At 68.1% G+C, this 17925-nt stretch carries 16 protein-coding genes; 8 read left to right on the top strand and 8 right to left on the bottom strand.

The features are described 5' to 3' along the window. Nucleotides 1-63: 63 nt before the first annotated feature. The 4 genes from ACM9NP_RS15295 to ACM9NP_RS15280 all read right to left on the bottom strand — a co-directional run bounded on the left by ACM9NP_RS15295 (nucleotide 64) and on the right by ACM9NP_RS15280 (nucleotide 5964). Complete coding sequence (locus ACM9NP_RS15295; RefSeq protein ID WP_415647360.1) at nucleotides 64-2409, bottom strand: sodium-translocating pyrophosphatase; 2346 nt, start codon at nucleotides 2407-2409, stop codon at nucleotides 64-66. A 103-nt stretch (nucleotides 2410-2512) separates the two neighbouring features. Next, nucleotides 2513-2950: an ATP-binding protein gene (locus ACM9NP_RS15290; RefSeq protein ID WP_415647359.1), complete on the bottom strand. Its 438-nt coding sequence runs from the start codon at nucleotides 2948-2950 to the stop codon at nucleotides 2513-2515. A gap of 4 nt (nucleotides 2951-2954) precedes the next feature. Beyond that, nucleotides 2955-3284: an STAS domain-containing protein gene (locus ACM9NP_RS15285; RefSeq protein WP_415647358.1), complete on the bottom strand. Its 330-nt coding sequence runs from the start codon at nucleotides 3282-3284 to the stop codon at nucleotides 2955-2957. 412 nt (nucleotides 3285-3696) lie between these two features. Continuing rightward, a complete protein-coding gene (locus ACM9NP_RS15280) occupies nucleotides 3697-5964 on the bottom strand; it encodes a helicase-associated domain-containing protein (protein ID WP_415647357.1) in 2268 nt (755 codons plus the stop codon). A gap of 178 nt (nucleotides 5965-6142) precedes the next feature. Here ACM9NP_RS15280 and yidD point away from each other — a divergent pair, with 178 nt between their 5' ends. The 7 genes from yidD to ACM9NP_RS15245 all read left to right on the top strand — a co-directional run bounded on the left by yidD (nucleotide 6143) and on the right by ACM9NP_RS15245 (nucleotide 11083). Then, entirely contained in the window at nucleotides 6143-6607 is a 465-nt protein-coding gene (yidD, locus tag ACM9NP_RS15275; RefSeq protein WP_415647356.1) for a membrane protein insertion efficiency factor YidD, read from the top strand. Between the two features lie 8 nt (nucleotides 6608-6615). Beyond that, entirely contained in the window at nucleotides 6616-6804 is a 189-nt protein-coding gene (locus ACM9NP_RS15270) for a hypothetical protein (RefSeq protein WP_415647355.1), read from the top strand. Between the two features lie 105 nt (nucleotides 6805-6909). Continuing rightward, nucleotides 6910-7470, top strand: a complete 561-nt coding sequence (locus ACM9NP_RS15265; protein ID WP_415647354.1) for a GNAT family N-acetyltransferase — start codon at nucleotides 6910-6912, stop codon at nucleotides 7468-7470. A gap of 32 nt (nucleotides 7471-7502) precedes the next feature. Next, nucleotides 7503-8018 carry a GNAT family N-acetyltransferase gene (locus ACM9NP_RS15260; RefSeq protein ID WP_415647353.1) on the top strand — a complete coding sequence of 172 codons (516 nt, stop codon included), beginning with the start codon at nucleotides 7503-7505 and terminating at the stop codon, nucleotides 8016-8018. Nucleotides 8019-8309: 291 nt separating this feature from the next. Further along, nucleotides 8310-9962 carry an ABC-F family ATP-binding cassette domain-containing protein gene (locus tag ACM9NP_RS15255; protein ID WP_415647352.1) on the top strand — a complete coding sequence of 551 codons (1653 nt, stop codon included), beginning with the start codon at nucleotides 8310-8312 and terminating at the stop codon, nucleotides 9960-9962. A gap of 105 nt (nucleotides 9963-10067) precedes the next feature. Continuing rightward, complete coding sequence (locus tag ACM9NP_RS15250) at nucleotides 10068-10574, top strand: NuoI/complex I 23 kDa subunit family protein (protein ID WP_415647351.1); 507 nt, start codon at nucleotides 10068-10070, stop codon at nucleotides 10572-10574. After that, entirely contained in the window at nucleotides 10571-11083 is a 513-nt protein-coding gene (locus ACM9NP_RS15245) for an NADH-quinone oxidoreductase subunit J family protein (RefSeq protein ID WP_415647350.1), read from the top strand. Before ACM9NP_RS15250 ends, ACM9NP_RS15245 begins: the two co-directional genes overlap by 4 nt. Nucleotides 11084-11372: 289 nt before the next feature. On the opposite strand, the gene ACM9NP_RS15240 is transcribed toward ACM9NP_RS15245, so the two are convergent. Then, nucleotides 11373-12290: a polyprenyl synthetase family protein gene (locus tag ACM9NP_RS15240; protein WP_415647384.1), complete on the bottom strand. Its 918-nt coding sequence runs from the start codon at nucleotides 12288-12290 to the stop codon at nucleotides 11373-11375. Nucleotides 12291-12420: 130 nt separating this feature from the next. Further along, nucleotides 12421-13581: an MFS transporter gene (locus tag ACM9NP_RS15235; RefSeq protein WP_415647349.1), complete on the bottom strand. Its 1161-nt coding sequence runs from the start codon at nucleotides 13579-13581 to the stop codon at nucleotides 12421-12423. 773 nt (nucleotides 13582-14354) lie between these two features. Here ACM9NP_RS15235 and ACM9NP_RS15230 point away from each other — a divergent pair. Further along, nucleotides 14355-15161 (top strand): IclR family transcriptional regulator, encoded by an 807-nt coding sequence (locus ACM9NP_RS15230; protein WP_415647383.1) that lies wholly within the window; start codon nucleotides 14355-14357, stop codon nucleotides 15159-15161. A 50-nt stretch (nucleotides 15162-15211) separates the two neighbouring features. Here the strand turns inward: ACM9NP_RS15230 and ACM9NP_RS15225 are convergent, their stop codons facing one another. Then, complete coding sequence (locus ACM9NP_RS15225) at nucleotides 15212-17317, bottom strand: PhoX family protein (protein ID WP_415647348.1); 2106 nt, start codon at nucleotides 17315-17317, stop codon at nucleotides 15212-15214. A gap of 170 nt (nucleotides 17318-17487) precedes the next feature. Continuing rightward, nucleotides 17488-17886 carry a phage holin family protein gene (locus ACM9NP_RS15220; protein ID WP_415647347.1) on the bottom strand — a complete coding sequence of 133 codons (399 nt, stop codon included), beginning with the start codon at nucleotides 17884-17886 and terminating at the stop codon, nucleotides 17488-17490. Nucleotides 17887-17925: the final 39 nt, after the last annotated feature.

Raw genomic sequence — 17925 nt, 5'->3', positions numbered from 1 at the left:
GAGCTTGAGAGCGGTCCCGTTCCCGCGGGCCGCGAAGCGATCCGCGGGAACGGGGATGGGCCTTTAGGCCTCCGCCTTCACCTTGTCCGAGGTGTCGGCGCCGTTGTCGCTGGCGTCGACCGTGACCGGCTTGCTGCGGCTCCACGCGACGGCCGCGACGATCACGACGGTCGCGGCGACGGCGATGCCGACGCGGATACCGGTGTTGGCGGTCTCGCCGACCGAGAACATGACCACGGCGGGCGCGATGAGCAGCGCCACCAGGTTCATGACCTTGATCAGCGGGTTGATCGCCGGGCCGGCGGTGTCCTTGAACGGGTCGCCGACGGTGTCACCGATGACGGTGGCGTCGTGGGCGTCGGAGCCCTTGCCGCCGTGAGCGCCGTCCTCGACGGCCTTCTTCGCGTTGTCCCAGGCGCCGCCCGAGTTCGCGAGGAAGATCGCCATGAGGACGCCCGACGCGATCGCGCCGACGAGGTACGCCGCGAGCGGGCCGACACCGAGACCGAAACCGACCGCGATCGGCGCGAGGACGGCGAGGAGACCCGGCGTGATGAGCTCGCGCTGGGCGTCGCGGGTGCAGATGTCGACGACGCGGCCGTACTCGGGACGCTGCGTGCCGTCCATGATGCCCGGGAACTCCCGGAACTGGCGGCGGACTTCGTAGACGACGGCGCCGGCGGAGCGGGACACGGCGTTGATGGCGAGCCCGGAGAACAGGAACACCACGGCCGCACCGATGACGACACCGATGAGGTTCGCCGGGTCGGCGAGGTTGAGCATGCTCAAGACCTCGGCGGACACGTCCTTGATGCCGGAGTCGGCGAGCGCCACCTTCATGGCGTCGGTGTACGAGCCGAACAACGCGGTCGCGGCCAGAACGGCCGTGGCGATCGCGATGCCCTTGGTGATGGCCTTGGTGGTGTTGCCGACGGCGTCGAGGTCGGTCAGGGTGCGAGCCCCGGCCTCGTCGATGTCACCGGACATCTCGGCGATGCCCTGCGCGTTGTCGCTGATCGGGCCGAAGGTGTCCATCGCGACGATGACGCCGACGGTGGTCAGGAGGCCGCAGCCGGCGAGCGCGATGGCGAAGAGCGAGACCGTGATGGTGCCGCCGAGCAGGAACGCGCCGTAGACGCCCGCCGCGATGAGCAGCGCCGAGAATACGGCCGACTCGAGGCCGAGCGAGATGCCGGACAGGAGGACGGTGGCGGGCCCGGTGAGCGACGTCTTGGCGACGTCCTTGACGGGACGCTTGTCGGTCTCGGTGTAGTAGCCGGTGAGCGCCATGATGGCGGCGGCGAGGACGATGCCGAGGATGACGGCGCCGATCGCGACGGCCTGCGGGGACAGCGCGATCTGGCTGATCTCGTCGGCGGTGAGGCCGGAGCCGGTGAGGGACTTCCAGTCGGCGGGGACGGCCCACATGATGGCACCCGCGGACAGGACCGCGGCGATGACGGCGCTGATGAAGAACGCGCGGTTGATGGCGGTGAGGCCGCTCTTGTCCGAGGCGCGCAGCTTCGTGATGACGACGCCGATGATCGCGGTGACGACGCCGACGGCGCCGATGATCAGCGGGAGGACGAGTCCGGTGTCGCCGAAGGCGGCCTTGCCGAGGATCAGCGAGGCGACGAGGGTGACGGCGTAGGACTCGAACAGGTCGGCAGCCATGCCGGCACAGTCGCCGACGTTGTCACCGACGTTGTCGGCGATCGTCGCGGCGTTGCGCGGGTCGTCTTCGGGGATGCCCTGCTCGACCTTGCCGACGAGGTCGGCGCCGACGTCGGCGGCCTTGGTGAAGATGCCACCGCCGACTCGCATGAACATCGCGAGCATCGCGGCGCCGAAGCCGAAGCCTTCGAGAACGGTCGCGGCGTCTCCCTTGTAGAGGAAGACGACGACGGACGCGCCGAGCAGACCCAGACCAACGGTGAGGAAGCCGACGACGCCACCGGTGCGGAACGCGATCTGCATGGCGCCGGTGCGGCTGCCCTCACGGGCGGCGGCGGCGACGCGCAGGTTGGCGCGGGTCGCCAACGACATTCCGGCCCAACCGATGAACGCCGAGAATCCGGCGCCGACGACGAAGAAGGCGCTTCGGCCCAGCTTGACCATGGTTTCGTTGTCGGTGCCGTGCACCGGCAGCAGCCACAGAAGGATGACGGCAACGACGACGAAGATCCCGAGGGAGCGGAACTGGCGCTTCAGGTAGGCGGACGCGCCTTCCTGGACCGCGCCGGCGATCTCCTGCATCTTCGGGGTGCCTTTGCCGGTGGCGAGCACGGCTTTCACCAGTGCCGCAGCGAACCCGAGGGCTACCAGCGCGAGCGCGGCCGCGACGACCACGTAGCTGATCTCCACATTGGTCGCGCTGCTGTCGCCATCGACAAGCAACGTGTGAGACATTTATTCTCCTGGAATTTTCGATCCCCGATGAGCATGGGGAGATAACCAGCGGAGTGTAACCAGATTCACCTGGTGCTACGTCCGGGGTTCGATGCGGTGACCGCTACCGGGGCCAGGTCATCCGGATCGTCGTTCCGTCGCCCCCGGGGGCCACGATGACCTCTAGATCCTCGACGAGACCGGCGAGGAGGGCGAGGGCGACTTCCTCGGTCAGGGCGTCCTCGTCGGGCATGTCCTCGGTGAGGTGCGTGTCATCGGTCACCGACGTGCGCAAGGAACTGCTCGAAACCGGAGCAAAATCCGCAACTTCCGTCACAAAGCTTTCACCGATTGACAGCTTCATTCTCACAAGTTGAGTGATCCCGTGCCGACGGTGGCGGGCGACGGCACGCGAACACGCCTCGCCCGCGGCTTGGCGCACCTCGCTGAGGGTCTCCCCCGACAACCCGGCCCGTTGTGCGACGGCGGCGGCCACGAGTCGGGCCGTTCGCACGTGCACTGGCGCGGGCGTGAACCCGAATCGAACCGTGCGCGGGTCCATGCCGTCAGCCGTCCGAGGGCTCGGCCGGGGTGATGTCGAAGACTTTGTGCAGTCCGGTCAGCTGGAAGATCTTCATCAGCTGGTGCCGAACCGCGATGATCTTCATCGATCCGTTGACTTCACGGAGTCGACGAAGGATGCCGATGAAGACGCCCAGCCCGGTCGAATCGCAGAAGTCGACGCCGCCGACGTCGACGGTCAGCTCGGTGACCCCGGACGACAACAGAGCCGACAGTTGTTCCCGCAGTTCAGAGGCGGTGTACATGTCGATCTCGCCGGTCACGTGCACTGTGGCGCACGAGTCGACCACCTGCGTGCGAAAAGTGAGTTCCATTCGCGTTGTTTGCCCAACCCTCGACATCGCTGACGTTATGACGACAGCCTAACCGCCGATCGCCGCCGGGGTGCCCGTCGGTGGTGGGACCGCGCTCATGTCAGCCCTCAGAGACCGTCGTGTCGACGATGGATCGGCGTCGGAACCCCAACGGTCGCGTCGTCGAACCACCGCACCGTGCTCCGGACAAGGGGCGTCGAACACCGGGATCGGGGAACTTCTTCCGCTTGGCGGACTCCCCGACCCGCGCCTGGCGGCACGGACACGACGATTTCCGGAGACTCGCGCGGCCGGCGACTCGGCCGCGTCGACCGGCCGCGCGGGCCGAAGCGCCGTCGGTACCGGCGTGTCGGATGTGGGACGAGACCCCGCCGTGCCGTCGGCGTGTTCGGCGGCTCCGTGGGCCTCCGGGTCACACGGACGCGATCGTCACCGAGCGGATCGTGTGCAGCGCGATGGTGTGCAGCATGTCGGTGCGCTTGTCCTCGGCCCGCAGGTAGCCCGACCCGATCGACACCGGGCGGAGCAGCTTGCGGACCATCTCACCGTGCTTGGCCTCGTACTCGACCCAGACGAGACGACGCTTCGGCAGGGCCTGTCGCAGGAGCTCGACGAGATCGTCGGCCGGTCGCGGCGGTGCCGGTTCGGCGCGTTCGTCGCCGGTGCGCAGCTGGTCGATGATCGCGTGCAACGGAGCACCGTGCAGGCGGGGCGTCGGATCGGCCGGTACCTCGGGGCGGGAGGCGGTCGGGGCGCGAGGCGTCTCGGTCCGGTCGGCGATGATCGCTCCGGTCGCGTCCTCGGCGACGGGTGCGTGTCCACCGCGTCGCAGCAAGGTCATCACCTCCGTCATCGACAGGGGGGACACGAGCACCGTGTCGGAGAGGCGACGAAGCCGGGCGGGGGCGAGTCGACGGTCGGCGAGGATCGCGGTGAGCGCGGCCGTGTCGTCGCCGCGCAGGTACGAACCGACCTCCCCGACCCTCAGCCCGCCGTGCCGCCTCCACACGTCGGCGATGAGGTACGTCAGCGCCTGTGGCAGCGGCGTCAGCGAGCGGCGCGTGAACACGCCCGTTATGTCCTCGCTGGAGTATCCGGCGTCCATCGCTCGGCGCAGGCTGTCCGGCGACACCCGGTACGTCGTGGGGGACTCGGCGTCGGCGAGGACCGCCAGCTCCGACGTCAACAGCGGCGACGGGTGGCCCGGGACGATCACCGTGAGATCACTTTGGACTATGAGTTCCTCCGTGGCCGGAGGCAGGACGTCCCGCAGCGCCTCCTCGACCGGGTCCGGTTCGTCGGCGCGCACCCCCAATGGATCGTCCGCTCCGGCGTCGAGCAGTCGCCGCCCGAACGTCGACAACGCGTCCCGTGCCGTGATCCCGAGCAGTGACGCCTGGGCGAGCGCCGCGCGGACGCCGTCCTCGGTGTGTCGACGCGGCGTCCGCCACGCCAGGATGGCGACGGCCGTGTCCTCCGGCACCGGCGTGCCCGGAGCGTATTCGGCGAGCAGTCCCAGGGCGCGGCGCCGATATCGGGGCGCCGACAGGGACGTCAAATCGGGGCCGAGCACCGTCGCGCCCCGACCCGAGGCCGTCCGGTTGCCGACGAGCCGCGCGTCCCGCGGGGCGTCCAGCCAAGCCCTGGCCAGGCGCGTCCACCGTTCCTCGACGGTCTTCGACCGCCACGCGTCGAACGCCAGGGACGGCAGCCACGCGCCCGGCGAACCGAGCAGTCCAGCCGCGTACGCGGCCTCCAGCAACGTCGCCGCCTGTGCCAAGGTCACCCCGACGGTCTTCACGATCCGTTGCAGCCCTTGCATTCCCATGCCGCCCGCTTTGACGGACGTGACGGGTTCGACGGCGAGCGTCGTCAGCAGCTCCTCCGTCAGTCGGACCGCCTCGATCACCTGCGCGGCCGCGTGCGGGTCGACGTCGCCGGGAGACAGTCGCCGCGTTCCGTCCGGTTCCGGCTGGCGCGGCAGTCGCCCGAGCGGGCCGTCGTCCCGACGTAGCAGCCGCCCGACCTCGCCGGGGAGTTCCACCGTGTCGTCGTCGACCGGCACGAGGAGACCACGCGCGATCAACCACCGCACGGGTGTCTCGGGCTCACGTTCGTAGGCGCCCGCGACCGTTCCGATCGGCGGCCCCTCGGCGAGCCTGTCCAGCACCGTTCGCGCCTGCGGCGGCGCCGCCATGACGGCTCGCCGCAGCGCCGCCGGGTCGGCCACCAGCCGAGCGGACTCCTCGCTCAGTTCGGCCGCGTCCCGACCGAGGCCCGCCGGGTAGGGGCCGGCGGCTTCGGCCACACTCGACGGATACCGCAGCGCCTCGTCGGGCCCCCAGACGAGCGCGAGCGCGCGCATACGGGCCACGGCCGCGTCCACTCCGGATCGGTCGGGCGTGATCGTGGCGAGGCGGCCCACGTCGGCGACACCGTTCACCGCGATCAGACGCAGGCCGTCCAGGACTCGCAAAGTGAACGCGTCCAACAGATCAAGCGCCCGAGTCACCGACAAGACGGTGCGGGCGCGGTCGGCGAGCTCATCGAAACCGACCGGCGCCGGGACCACCAGGTCCGTGCGTCGTTCGGCGAGCTCCGCCAATGCCTCGTTGGTCCACGAACGTAGGGTCGCCGCCAAAGACCCAGAGGTCGCGGATGAGAAGGATCGCGCTGCCATTACGTGCAACGGTACGTGGTGAACCGTCCATCCCTGATCATCCGTCCGGGTGTCCCGCGCCGAGCCCAGTGAGACGCAGGGCATGCACGCGTAAGGCATGATGAACGCGGTGACGATGGGGCCCATGCTGTTTCCCGTCGCCAAGCCCCGGTTCGTTGTGCGACCAAAGTGAGAAAACATGAATGACGACGTTCTTGGCTGTGCCGCCTGTGGCGAGATCGGCGCGGAATCCTGTGACACCTGCGGCTGCGAAGGCGCGTGTACGGGCTTCGGCATCGGAGGGCCCTGCGACGACGCTTGTGGTGGCGGCGCCAGCAGTCCCGACAGCGTCCCGAACAGCTACTACATGCTGGCCAGCGTCCTCATGCTGTCTCCAGCCGCGCTGCGTCCTCGTCCTCGCCGTCAACGGACGTGGCGGCTCATGTCTCTGCCGTCGACCTTCGGCCTGTGGCTCATCACGCTCTACCAGCGTCACATCTCGCGCCGCCTGCCGATCGTCTGCCGGTACGAGCCCTCGTGCAGCCACTACGGCAAGGCCGCCGTCGATCGGTACGGTCTCGTGAAGGGCGCTCGCCTTGCGGCCCTGCGGATCATGCGCTGTCGCGCCGACGTGCCGCACGGCACGGTGGACGAGCTGAAATAATCGCGATCATGACGAAGACGCGACCGAGCAAGACCAAGCAGGTAAAGGCCGGACACCTGCCGATCGCTGAACTCCATTCGCCCCTCGTGGCCGCGAGTTCGCCGTTCGGCGACAACCTGGAGTTCCCGTTGCCCGTCGACCTCATTCACTACGAGTCGTCCTCGCCGGTGCCTCCCCGCATCGACTCCGAGGCCTGACGTCCCGCCGATGGCTCGGCCCGCCGGGGCCGAGCCATCGGAAATTCGCTGGCGTGAACGGGCCGATCGGCGTTGTCTGGGGGCCACCGAGCGAAGGAGCCCCCGATGGCAGATGACAGATTCGAACCCCTGACCGCGACATTCGACGGGCTGGTGCTGCGTCCGTTCGTCGCCGCCGACGCGCCGCTCGTCGCCGAGGGCTGCAATGACCCGCAGACGCAACGCTGGGTGCCGCTGCCCTATCCGTACACGATGGACCACGCGATCGACTGGACGACCGTCGCGTCGCACGCGCTCCGCGAGGACGGTGATGGACTCCACCAGGGACTGTTCACTGTCGACGGACAGTTCATCGGTGCCATGTCGTTGGTGCGCACCAACTGGCGATACCTCAGCACCGAGATCGGTTACTGGGCGACGCCCGCCGCACGCGGGCACGGCCACATCACCACCGCGACGATCTTCCTCTCCCGGTGGGCCCTCGACAACGGCATGGGACGTGTCGAACTGTGCGCCGAACCCGAGAACACCGCGTCCCGGCGCGTCGCCGAGAAGGCCGGGTTCACGTTCGAAGGCGTCAAGCGCAGCGCCGGAGTCAACGCCGACCGGCGCGTCGACCTCTGCCTGTACTCCCTGATCCGATCCGACCTCGACCAGTCCGAGTGACTCGTCCGCACCCAAGCCACGGGAGACCCCACATGACGAACTTGACCCTCCGGGCGGGCTCGGTCGCCGACGCGCCCGCCGTCATCGGCCTGCTCGACAACGCCATGCGGTGGCTCATCGCCGAAGGCAGAACCGATCAGTGGGGTGAGACCCTCGCGTCCAACATTCCCAGCCGCGTAGCCCACATCACCCGATACACCGACGGAGGCGACTGCCACATCGCGCTCGCGGGAACGGACGTGGTGGGGGCGCTCGTCGTGGGTGAGGCCATCTCGTACGTCCCGCCGGCGACGGAGCCCGAGCTCTACGTCAAGTTCCTCGTCGCCGATCGTTCCCGCCCCGGCCTGGGCGTCGGCGGCCTCCTGCTCGACCATGCCGCGACGCTCGCCCGTCAGCGGGGCCTGAGCCTGCTCCGGGTCGACTGCTTCCGCTCCCCGGACCGCTCGCTCATCGAGTTCTACGAACGCCACGGCTTCACGTCCACCGAGGAGTTCACCGTCGACGACGGCAAGTGGGCCGGTCAGGTCCTCGAACGTCGACTCGACTGACCACGGGGCCGCCCGCCTGCGGTCGTGACCGCTCGCACAATGCGCTTGCGGGGCCGTTCGGCGATGGCCTATGCTCGTCAGCGTCCTGTTCCCGACGGAAGAGCCCTCCCTTGAAGCACTGATCGCGGACACCGCGCACGCCACGTTGATGTACATCCGTGGTCGTTGGCGCCCGCGATAGTGCTGAGGTGACTGGGCCCGTCGGTCTCGTTCCCGCAGTGTTGTCCCATTCGCGTTCTCCGCGCGGTGTCTCCTCATCCCGATGACACGACCACTGTGGAGGAGAACACCATGACCGCGTCCATTTCCCTCAACCATCTCGGTTTCGCCTGGCCCGAGGGCGCCCCCGTGTTCGACGGGATCGACGGCGCCGTCACCGGCGTCACCGCTCTCGTCGGAGACAACGGTTCCGGCAAGACCACCATGCTCCGGCTGATCGCGGGCGAGCTGACCCCGACGTCGGGCGCCGTCGACGTGCGCGGCGAAGTCGCGTACCTGCCGCAGGACCTGCCGATTCGAACAGAGTCGACCGTCGCGGAGCTGCTGGACATCGCCGACCGGCTCGACGCCTTGCGCGCCATCGAGGCCGGTTCCGTCGACGAGGCGCACTTCGCCACCGTCGGCGACGACTGGACCGTCGCCGAGCGCGCGCGGGCCGAACTCGACCGACTTGGACTGGAACACGTCGACCTCGACCGGACCGTCGGCTCGCTGTCCGGCGGAGAGTCCATGATGGTGGGACTGGCGGGTCGCCTGCTGCTCTCGCCCTCGGTGCTGCTGCTGGACGAACCGACGAACAACCTCGACCGCTCCGCGCGGGCCCGGTTGTACACGGCCGTCGAGGAGTTCGCCGGAACCGTCCTGGTCGTCAGCCACGACCGAGAACTGTTGCGACGCGTCGGCACCGTCGCCGAACTTCGCGACCGCCAACTGCGCGTGTTCCACGGCAACCTCGACGTCTACCTCGAGGCGATCGGTGTCGAACAGGAGGCCGCGCGTCGGGCCGTGAAGACGGCCAAGGCCGACATGAACAAGCAGAAACAGGAACTCATCGACGTCCAGGTCGTGCTCGCGCGGCGAAAGCGCTACGGGCAGAAGATGTTCGAGACGAACCGCGAACCACGGATCGTCATGCGCGCAAGGAAACGAGCGGCCGAGGTCAGCGCCGCGAAACTGAAGATCGGCCATCAGGAGGATCTGCGGGAGGCACGTGAGCGCCTCGACGACGCGGAGGAACGCGTCCGCGGCGACGCCTCGATCCGGATCGACCTCCCCGACACCGAGATACCGGCCGGGCGGGACGTCCTCAAACTGTCCGGTGTGAACGCTCGCGGACTGTTCGCCGACGGCGTCGACCTGCACGTGCGCGGGCCCGAACGCGTCGCGCTCGTCGGAGACAACGGCTCCGGCAAGACGACGCTGCTGCGGATCATCGCGGGCGAACTCGACACCGACGCCGGCGTGTCCACTGTCGCCGTTCCGTTCCAGTACCTCTCGCAGCGACTCGACCATCTCGACGAGACGGCGACCGTCTACGAGAACGTGCGGCGCCTGGCGCCCACCCGGCCCGACGCCTTGCTGCGCAACCGCCTGGCGCGGTTGGGATTGCGGACGTCGAGGACGGGTCGCCCCGGCGAGTTCCGATCGACCCACGCCGGTCAACCCGTCGCGGAACTGTCGGGCGGCGAACGACTGCGGACCGCGCTCGCGGGCGCGTTGTCCGCGGAACCGGCGCCGCAACTGCTGATGTTGGACGAACCGACGAACAATCTCGACATGTTGAGCGTGACGCAGCTGGAGCAGGCGTTGCAGGCGTATCGGGGCGCGCTGATCGTCGCCAGCCACGACCTGGACTTCCTGCGGGAGTTGGGGATCGATCGCTGGTTCCACGTCGAACGCGGCGCGGGAGTCGTCGAGATCGCCGAACCATCCGACATGGAGTGATTCGCCCCCGTCTCCCCCGGAGCGNGAGCTCCGGGGGAGACGNACCCCGCCGGTCGGGGCACGGCGGGTCGCGCGCGGAGACGGTTCGGCGTGTCAGGATGAGGCATGAACATTCCGGGAAGCGGACTGGCCAAGGGCCTCGCCGTCACGGTGAAGCGGATGGTCGCCCCCGCGCACACCCAGCAGTACCCGGACGAGTCGCCCCCGTTGCCCCCGCGCAGTCGAGGCGTCATCGCCTTGCTCGACGCCAACTGCACCGTCTGCATGCTGTGCGCCAGGGAGTGTCCCGACTGGTGCATCTACATCGACTCGCACAAGGAGACGGTGGAGGTGCCGGGCGCGGCCCGCGCCCGGCAGCGCAACGTCCTGGATCGCTTCGACATCGACTTCTCGCTGTGCATGTACTGCGGGATCTGCATCGAGGTGTGCCCGTTCGACGCGTTGTACTGGTCCCCCGAATTCGAGTACGCCGAGCACGACATTCGCGACCTCCTACACGACCGGGACCGGCTCGGCGACTGGATCGACACCGTTCCGGCCCCGGCCGCGCACGACCCGATCGGGGCTCCGGCCAAGGAGGAGTCGACGGTGACGAAGCGGCAGGCCCGATGACGATCACCGACGCCCTGCTGATCGCGTTCGGCGCGTTGACCGTCGGCAGCGCCCTGCGGGTCGTGACGACGGCACACCTCGTTCGCGCGGGCCTGTGGCTCGTGATGGCACTCGGTGGCCTGGCGGCGTGCTTCCTCGTGTTGACCGCGGAGTTCGTCGCGTGGGTCCAGGTATTGATCTACATCGGAGCGATCGTGGTGCTCCTGCTGTTCGCGGTGATGCTGACGAAGGCGCCGATCGGGGCCAGCACGGAACTCGATCGGCGGCGCCTCCCGGCCGCGCTGTGCGGCGCGGGCGTCGGCCTCGGCTTGTCGGCGGTTCTGGTCGACGCCTTCGGGTGGCGGCTCGTCGACATGGCGGTCGTCGAGCCCGGGTCCGCGGAACAATTGGGGCGCAGCATCTTCGGCGAATGGGTGCTTCCGTTCGAACTGCTGTCGGTGCTGTTGCTGTCGGCGCTGGTCGGCGCGATCGTGGTGTCGGCGAAGTTGCCGCGTTCACCTGGCCGCTGAAGGCTGTCCCGACTTCAACGCCGATCGGGGCCGAAATTTCGGGGATCCGATCTCACAAAACGACGTCGGCGAACGTTTACCTAATGAGAAGGCCCGAACCAGGGGTGGTCGCGGAGGCGCTGCTCGGCGGGGTGGGTGATGCCCACCGCCGGAACCGCGGAGTGGTCGTGAACGGGGCCCATCGGGCGAACGTCAACGTTGAAAGGGGAGTGGATGATGGAGGTGATGCCGTGACACGGCGAAACAGCACACGCACCCGTGAGGGCGGCGAGGTCGTGAGCACCGATGCTCAGCTGGAGCGGGCCACCATGTAGTCGCAGATGCCGAGGAGCGCGTCCCGTGCCGGGCACTCGGGTAGCCCGAGCGCGATCGTCTTGGCGTCGTTGCAGTAGGTGTCGAGCACCTCGCGCGCCCGATCCATCGCGGAGGACTCGCGCAGCAGTCGCAGGGTCTCGGCGAGGTCCTCCTCGGCGACGGGGCCGGAGAGCAGTTCCCGGAGTCGTTCCGAGGTGTCGTCGCTCGTCCGTGCGAACAGGACCGGCAGCGTGGGAATGCCTTCCATGAGGTCGGTTCCCTGGGTCTTGCCGCTGGTGTCGCCGTCGGAGGCGATGTCGAGCAGGTCGTCCGACAGTTGGTACGCGACGCCGATGATCTCGCCGAACTCGGCGAGGGCTTCGACGACTTCGCTCGGGGCCTTCGCGAGTTGCGCGCCGAGCCGGGCCGCCGTGGCGATGAGCGAGCCGGTCTTCTCCGCGAGGACGTGCAGGTACCACTGGATCTGGTCGGCGTCTTCGGGAGCTCCGACGGTCTCCGAGATCTGGCCGTGGACGAGCCGGGCGAACGTCCTCGCCTGGGTTCGGACGACGTCGGCGCCCAAGTCGGCGACGAGCTCCGACGCGATCGCGAAGAGGTAGTCGCCGGCGAGGATCGCGATGGCGTTGCCCCACCGGGAGTTGGCGCTGGGGGCGCCGCGACGCATCGCGGCCTCGTCCATGACGTCGTCGTGGTACAGCGTCGCGAGGTGGGTCAGTTCGATGACGAGCGCGGATTCCGCGATGCCCTCGGCGGCCGGATCACCGAAGTGCGCGGCTGTGAAGACGAGCATCGGCCTGAATCGCTTGCCACCCGCCTTGAACAGGTGCGAACTCGCTTCAGTGAGGAACTCGTCCCCCGTGTCGACGACTTCGTACAGCCGCCGCTCCACCATGTCGAGTCCGTTCGTGACGGACTGCTCCAAGGACGGGTCGACGAACTCCAGAAGGGTTCTGCGCTGCGCCAAGCTCACCACGCCACCACGATACTTGTCGAGTTCGGTAACGGTGTCGCCCCGGCCGTGATTATGGCGTGGCGCGCAGCAGCAGCTGACGGCCGATGACGGTCGTGACGGCCGCGATCGCCATCAACACGGCCATGGACATCCACGCGACGGGGAAGCTCCACAGTTCGACGATCGCGCCGAAAGCCAACGGTCCCAGGCCACCGCCGAGGTAGACGCCGGTCTGAGTGATGCCGGTGGCCGCCGCCGGAGCCTCGGGGTGTCGTCGGGAGATGGCGAAGTTGAGGAGGCCCGGCCACGCCCAGCCGAGGGCGAAGCCGATCGCGGTGCCGACGGGGATGGTCCACACCGTCGGAGCGGCGAGCAGGGCGAGACCGACCGCGCCCGTGGCGAGCATGACGGCGACCATGGTGAGGCGTCCACCGGTGCGTCGGTCGGCGAGCCAGCCGACGCTGATGCGGGCGATGAGGCCCGCGAAGCCGCCGAGCGTGACGGTCAGGCCGGCCGTCGCCTCGGACAGTCCACGGTCGACGCCGTACTCGGCGATGAACGAACCGAGCGGATTGGCGGCCGTCGCGCCGAGGGCGGCGGCGACGGTCACGACGATGAGACCGGTGCTGGGCTTCGCGCGGCCCGGCGCGGGCGTGTTCGCGGAGTCGGTGGCGCGCGGTGTCGCCGGGAGCACCGGCAGCGCCGTCAGGGCGAGGGCCGCGGCCAGGACGAACGCCCACTGCCAGCCGAGCGTCAGCGCGACGACGGGAACGGCGATACCCGCCAGGGTCGTCGAAAACGGGACCGCGGCCTGTTTGACACCGAACATGAGGCCTTGCCGGTGGGCGGGGACGCGTCGCGCGAGCAGCGCGTTGGAGGCGAGTTGACCGAGGCTGTTGGCGGGGCCCGACAGGACCATCCAGGCGATGAGGGTCGTCAGGTTCGTCGACGTTGCGATACCGAGGAGCGTGACGGCGGACAGGATGATCGCCGCCCGTCCGGCGGTGCGGGCGCCGACGCGTTCCACCAGCCGTCCGGTGTAGACGCTCACGATGGCGCTGGCGGTGAAGTACAGGCCGACGACGAGGCCGAGCCCGGCCGCGGTGATGCCGAGGTCTCCGGTGATCTGGACGCTGAGGCCGCCGACGAGGAACACCGGGCACACGGTCGCGACGGTGGTGGTGAGCGCTGCGGTACCGGCGCGGAACGGTGTGGGTTGCGTTGATGGCACGGGCAGACACGCTACTCCGCCGTCTTGCGGGCGGTGGCGAGGTGAGATCGGCGTTCACGCCGGAAGAGAGAGGAGTGGATGCCGCGGCGGGAAGGTTTGGTGGGGTGAGGAACCCTCCCGCCGCGGCGTACGGCGAGTGTTGGTGGGAAACGACTCGCCGTTGGTTTTGGATGATGTGCAGGTGGGGCAACATCCGAAAACCGGGTGTTTCTAGTCCGCATCACATGGACATGAGCAACTATCGCCCGTGGTGAGGCGATCCGCCACCCGCTCGATTTCAAATAGCGATAACGCCGGGTCCGGTTTTCTGAATTCGAGGGGTTGATCGGGGCAAGGCCGCGTCCGGGGGCCGTCGCGATCGTTCTACTTAAGAGAGATGACGCGCCGTTGTACTGCCGATACGCCTCCGCGCTTCGATTCGCCTATCGTTTCGTGGGAGACGGTGGGGCGTCCATCCTCGAGCGGCCAGTTGAGTCGAACCTGTTGATGCGGTTTGCACAGGCGTCTAGTCAACGCGGGAAATGACGCATATGCTGCCTGCAAGCCAACCGCCACAACGGTTGTTACTCGGCGCACCTGGCGAAACAATCAAAATGGCCGGTGCATCGTGCAGCGATCTAACTGGAGGACACCTCGCCGATGGCGGTGATGACGATGAGATGATGTGCGGCCGTGACGTGGTGGACACTCGGGCCGCGCATGCGATACAAGTCAACGAAAACAGATCACGCGTTCAAGGCACGGGGAGTGACAGAGAAGGTGGGAATGACAAGATGGCTGGGGGCCACGTTAAACGCTCGGCGGCTACGCCGGGCGGGAAGAAGCCTGAACCTACGGACCTGATCCAAAGCGTTCGTCGTGCGCTGCGTGTCATGGAGACGATCGGATCGACGCCCTCCGGGATGTACGCCAAGCAGATCGCGCGGGCGTGTGAACTGACGCTTCCGACGACGTACCACCTGGTGCGGACGTTGACGTACGAAGGCTATTTGACGAAGACCGACGACGGACGATTCCAGGTGGGCCTCAAGGTCTCCGACCGTTACGCCGATCTCGCGGCGGCCATGCGCGGTCCGGCCACGGTGTCGGAAGTGTTGCGCCGCACCGCCGGTGACACCGGGTACAGCCATTACCTGGGTCGCATGATCGACGGCCGTGTAGCCATCACCGCTGTCACGGAAGGCACCCGATCCCCGCATGTGGAGGATCTGATTCTCGGTTTCGACGAAGGCGCCCATGCCACCGCCCTTGGCAAGGCGCTGCTGTCGACGATGACCGGCCCGGAACGCAAGCGAAACCTGGCACAGACGGGCATGCGGCGTTACACCTCGTCGACGGTGATCGAACCGCGTGAACTCGAATACGACCTCGCCCGGTTGGCGACTCGCGGGGTCTACACAGAGGTCGGTCAGTTTCGCGAGGGCGTCGGCTGCGCCGCGTCGGTCGTCCGCGATGACCCCGACCAGCGCTACCGCACCGTCATCGCATGCACCATGCCACTGGCGGAGCTGCGGATCTTCGGTGCTCGGGTCAAGAATCGCCTCGAACGCGCCGCCGAGGAACTGCAACCACTGCTGTGAACCGGTGCCCGGCGCGCCAGGGCGCGTCAGGCACCGGTTTCCGGTCCTGCTTATCGGCCGATCCGCGCGCCGTCGAGCCGCCACACGCACACCACGCCGGGTTTCGCGTAATCGCCGTTCGGCCACGTCGACGCGGGATTGTCCACTGTCGCCCCATCGACCTCGCCGGGGTGTTGGACCGCGACGAAGACGCTGAGGCTGTCGTCGGTGACGAACGGACCGCAGGTCTCGGCGCCGGTCGGAACGGTCAGGAACTGCCGCAGCCAGCCCCGTTCCGGCCCACTCAACGGCACCGCGAACAGGCCGTCGTTGGCGCCCAAGGCGTTGCCGTCGGTCGACACCCACAGGTTCTTCCCCGAAGCGTCGAACGCGACGTTGTCGGGGCAGGAGATCGGCGAGACCTTCGTTTTGCCGAAACCGGCGAAGAACGTCGACGGCTCGGCCGGGTCGCCGCACACCATGAACAGGTTCCACGTGAACCGCGTCGCCGCCGCGTCGTTGCCCTGCTCGGTCAGCTCAAGGACGTGACCGTGCTTGTTGGCGTTGCGCGGGTTCGCCTCGTCCGCCCCCGGCTTCCCGTCGGTGCCGCGGGCGGTGTTGTTCGTCAGGGCCGCGTACACCTTGCCCGTCACCGGGTTCGGTTCCACGTCCTCGGGCCGGTCCAGCTTGGTCGGTCCGACGGCGTCCGCCGCGAGCCGCGTGTGGATCAGCACCTCCGCCGCCGTGAAACCATCCACGAAGGACGTCTGGTTCCGCACCAGCGGAATCCACTCGCCGGCGCCGTCGAAGGCGCCGTCGGACGGCAACCGCCCGGAACCGTCGATCTCGTCGCCCGACGTGAACGACAGCTTCGCGACGTACAGGGTGCCCGTCTCCAACAGCGTCAGATTGTGCGCGCGGTCCTTCGCGGAGTCGCCCTCGCGCATCTTCTTGTCCGACACGAACTTGTACAGGTAGTCGAAACGCTCGTCGTCGCCCATGTACGCGACGGCCCGGCCGTCGTCGGCGATGATGACGTTCGCGCCCTCGTGCTTGAAACGACCGAGCGCCGTGTGCTTGCGGGGCGTCGAGTCCGGGTCGAACGGGTCGATCTCGACGATCCACCCGAACCGGTTGGCCTCGTTGGGGTGCTTCGACAGGTCGAAGCGCTCCTCGGCGCGGTCGAAGCGCCGGTTGTCGTCGCCGTGGTGCGAGGCGACGTCGAAGCCGTACCGTTTCAGTGCTGGTTTCGCGTCGTCCGCGACGCCGTCACCGCCGACGAAGTACTGGTTGAAGTTCTCCTCGCCGGAGAGGACGGTTCCCCAGGGGGTCCGTCCACCGGCGCAGTTGTTCAGGGTGCCGATCGGGCGAGTCCCGGCCGGGTCGGCGGTCGTTCGCAGCAGTCGATGACCCGCCGCGGCCCCGGTGAACGCGAACTTCGTGCCGAGGTGGATACGCCGATTGTCCTTGCCGTAGGAGCCGTCGCGCTCCATCGTCGTCGTCCAGCGGCCCGTGTCCTTGTCCTTGACGATCTCGACGACGGACATGCCGTGCGCGGCCATCGCCACGCGAATCTGCTCCAGCGGGGCGGCGTCACCGCCGAGGTATTCGCGGAACATCAGGTTCTCGTTGGTGTACTCGTGGTTGACGACGAGCAGCGCGCGCGTGCCCTTGCGGTTCAGGGGGAGTACGCCGACGTAGTCGCAGTTGTAGCCGAACTGTCCACGTTGGGCCTTCTCGGTCTGGGCGTCGATGTCGAAACGTGGGGCGCCGCGCGTGATGGGCGTGCCCCAGTCGATGATCACGTTGTGGTCGTATCCGTTGGGGACGACGACGGTGTCGAGCGTGTTGGGCGGGACGGGGGAGAAGCTCAGCTCCCCGGTGGCGTGGGATCGATCGGCGGTCGGCCCCGCCACGGTCGAGTCGTCGACTTCGGTGGCGCCGGCCGCGCCGGGCGACGCGAGCGCTCCGGCGCCGACGACGAGCGCCCCGACGGAGCCGGCCCGCAGCAGGTTCCGCCGCGACGCGGCGAGGTCGCCGAAGTACGTGTTGGTGGAGGTGTTGGGGACCGGGTGATCGCAGGCGTTGCCGCAGCGGAACCGGCAGGTTTCGCGGCTGCGATTTCCGTGGCGGATGGAGCTGTCGAGCAGTGGTAGGCGTCGCCGTTGGTGTGTCACGTCCGTGTACTCCTCGCGAGTCGTGTGTGTTGCGGCTGCGAGACGGACGTGGAAGGTTGTCCCGTCACCTCAGCCGAGTTGCCGGGTTACGGGACAACCTTGAGGTCCGCCGACGGCCATTCGGCGGACCCAGGGTGACACGGGGATGAACGGGTGGTCGCGAAGTCGCGTTACTTCTTCTTTTTCTTCTTGTCGCTCGGGTCGGGAACGACGAGGTTCAGAACCCAGCCCACGACGGCCACGACGATCGCGCCCAACAGCGCGTACCAGAAGTTCTCGATGTGGAACGGCACGCTGAACTGGTCTCCGATGACGTCGACGAGCAGGAACAGCGCGGCGTTGACGATCAGTCCGAACAGGCCGAGCGACGCCGCGTAGAGGGCGCAGCCGATGACCTTGATGATCGGTTTGATGATCGCGTTGACGAGGCCGAAGATCAGCGCGACGATCAGCAGCGTGCCGATCTCGCCGCCGACGCCGTCGGCCTGAACGTCGATGTTGGGGGCGAAGATCAGCGTGGTGACCCACAGAGAAATCGCGGTGACCACGATCTTGAGGAGATAACTCATGCGCCCAATCGTGCCAGAGTCGGTGGATTCCTTGAATGT

Origin of the sequence: Stackebrandtia soli (assembly GCF_965137155.1) — a bacterium.
Lineage (GTDB): Bacteria > Actinomycetota > Actinomycetes > Mycobacteriales > Micromonosporaceae > Stackebrandtia > Stackebrandtia soli.
Note: the sequence above shows the minus strand (reverse complement) of the source record. Positions and strands in the feature narration are given on the sequence as shown.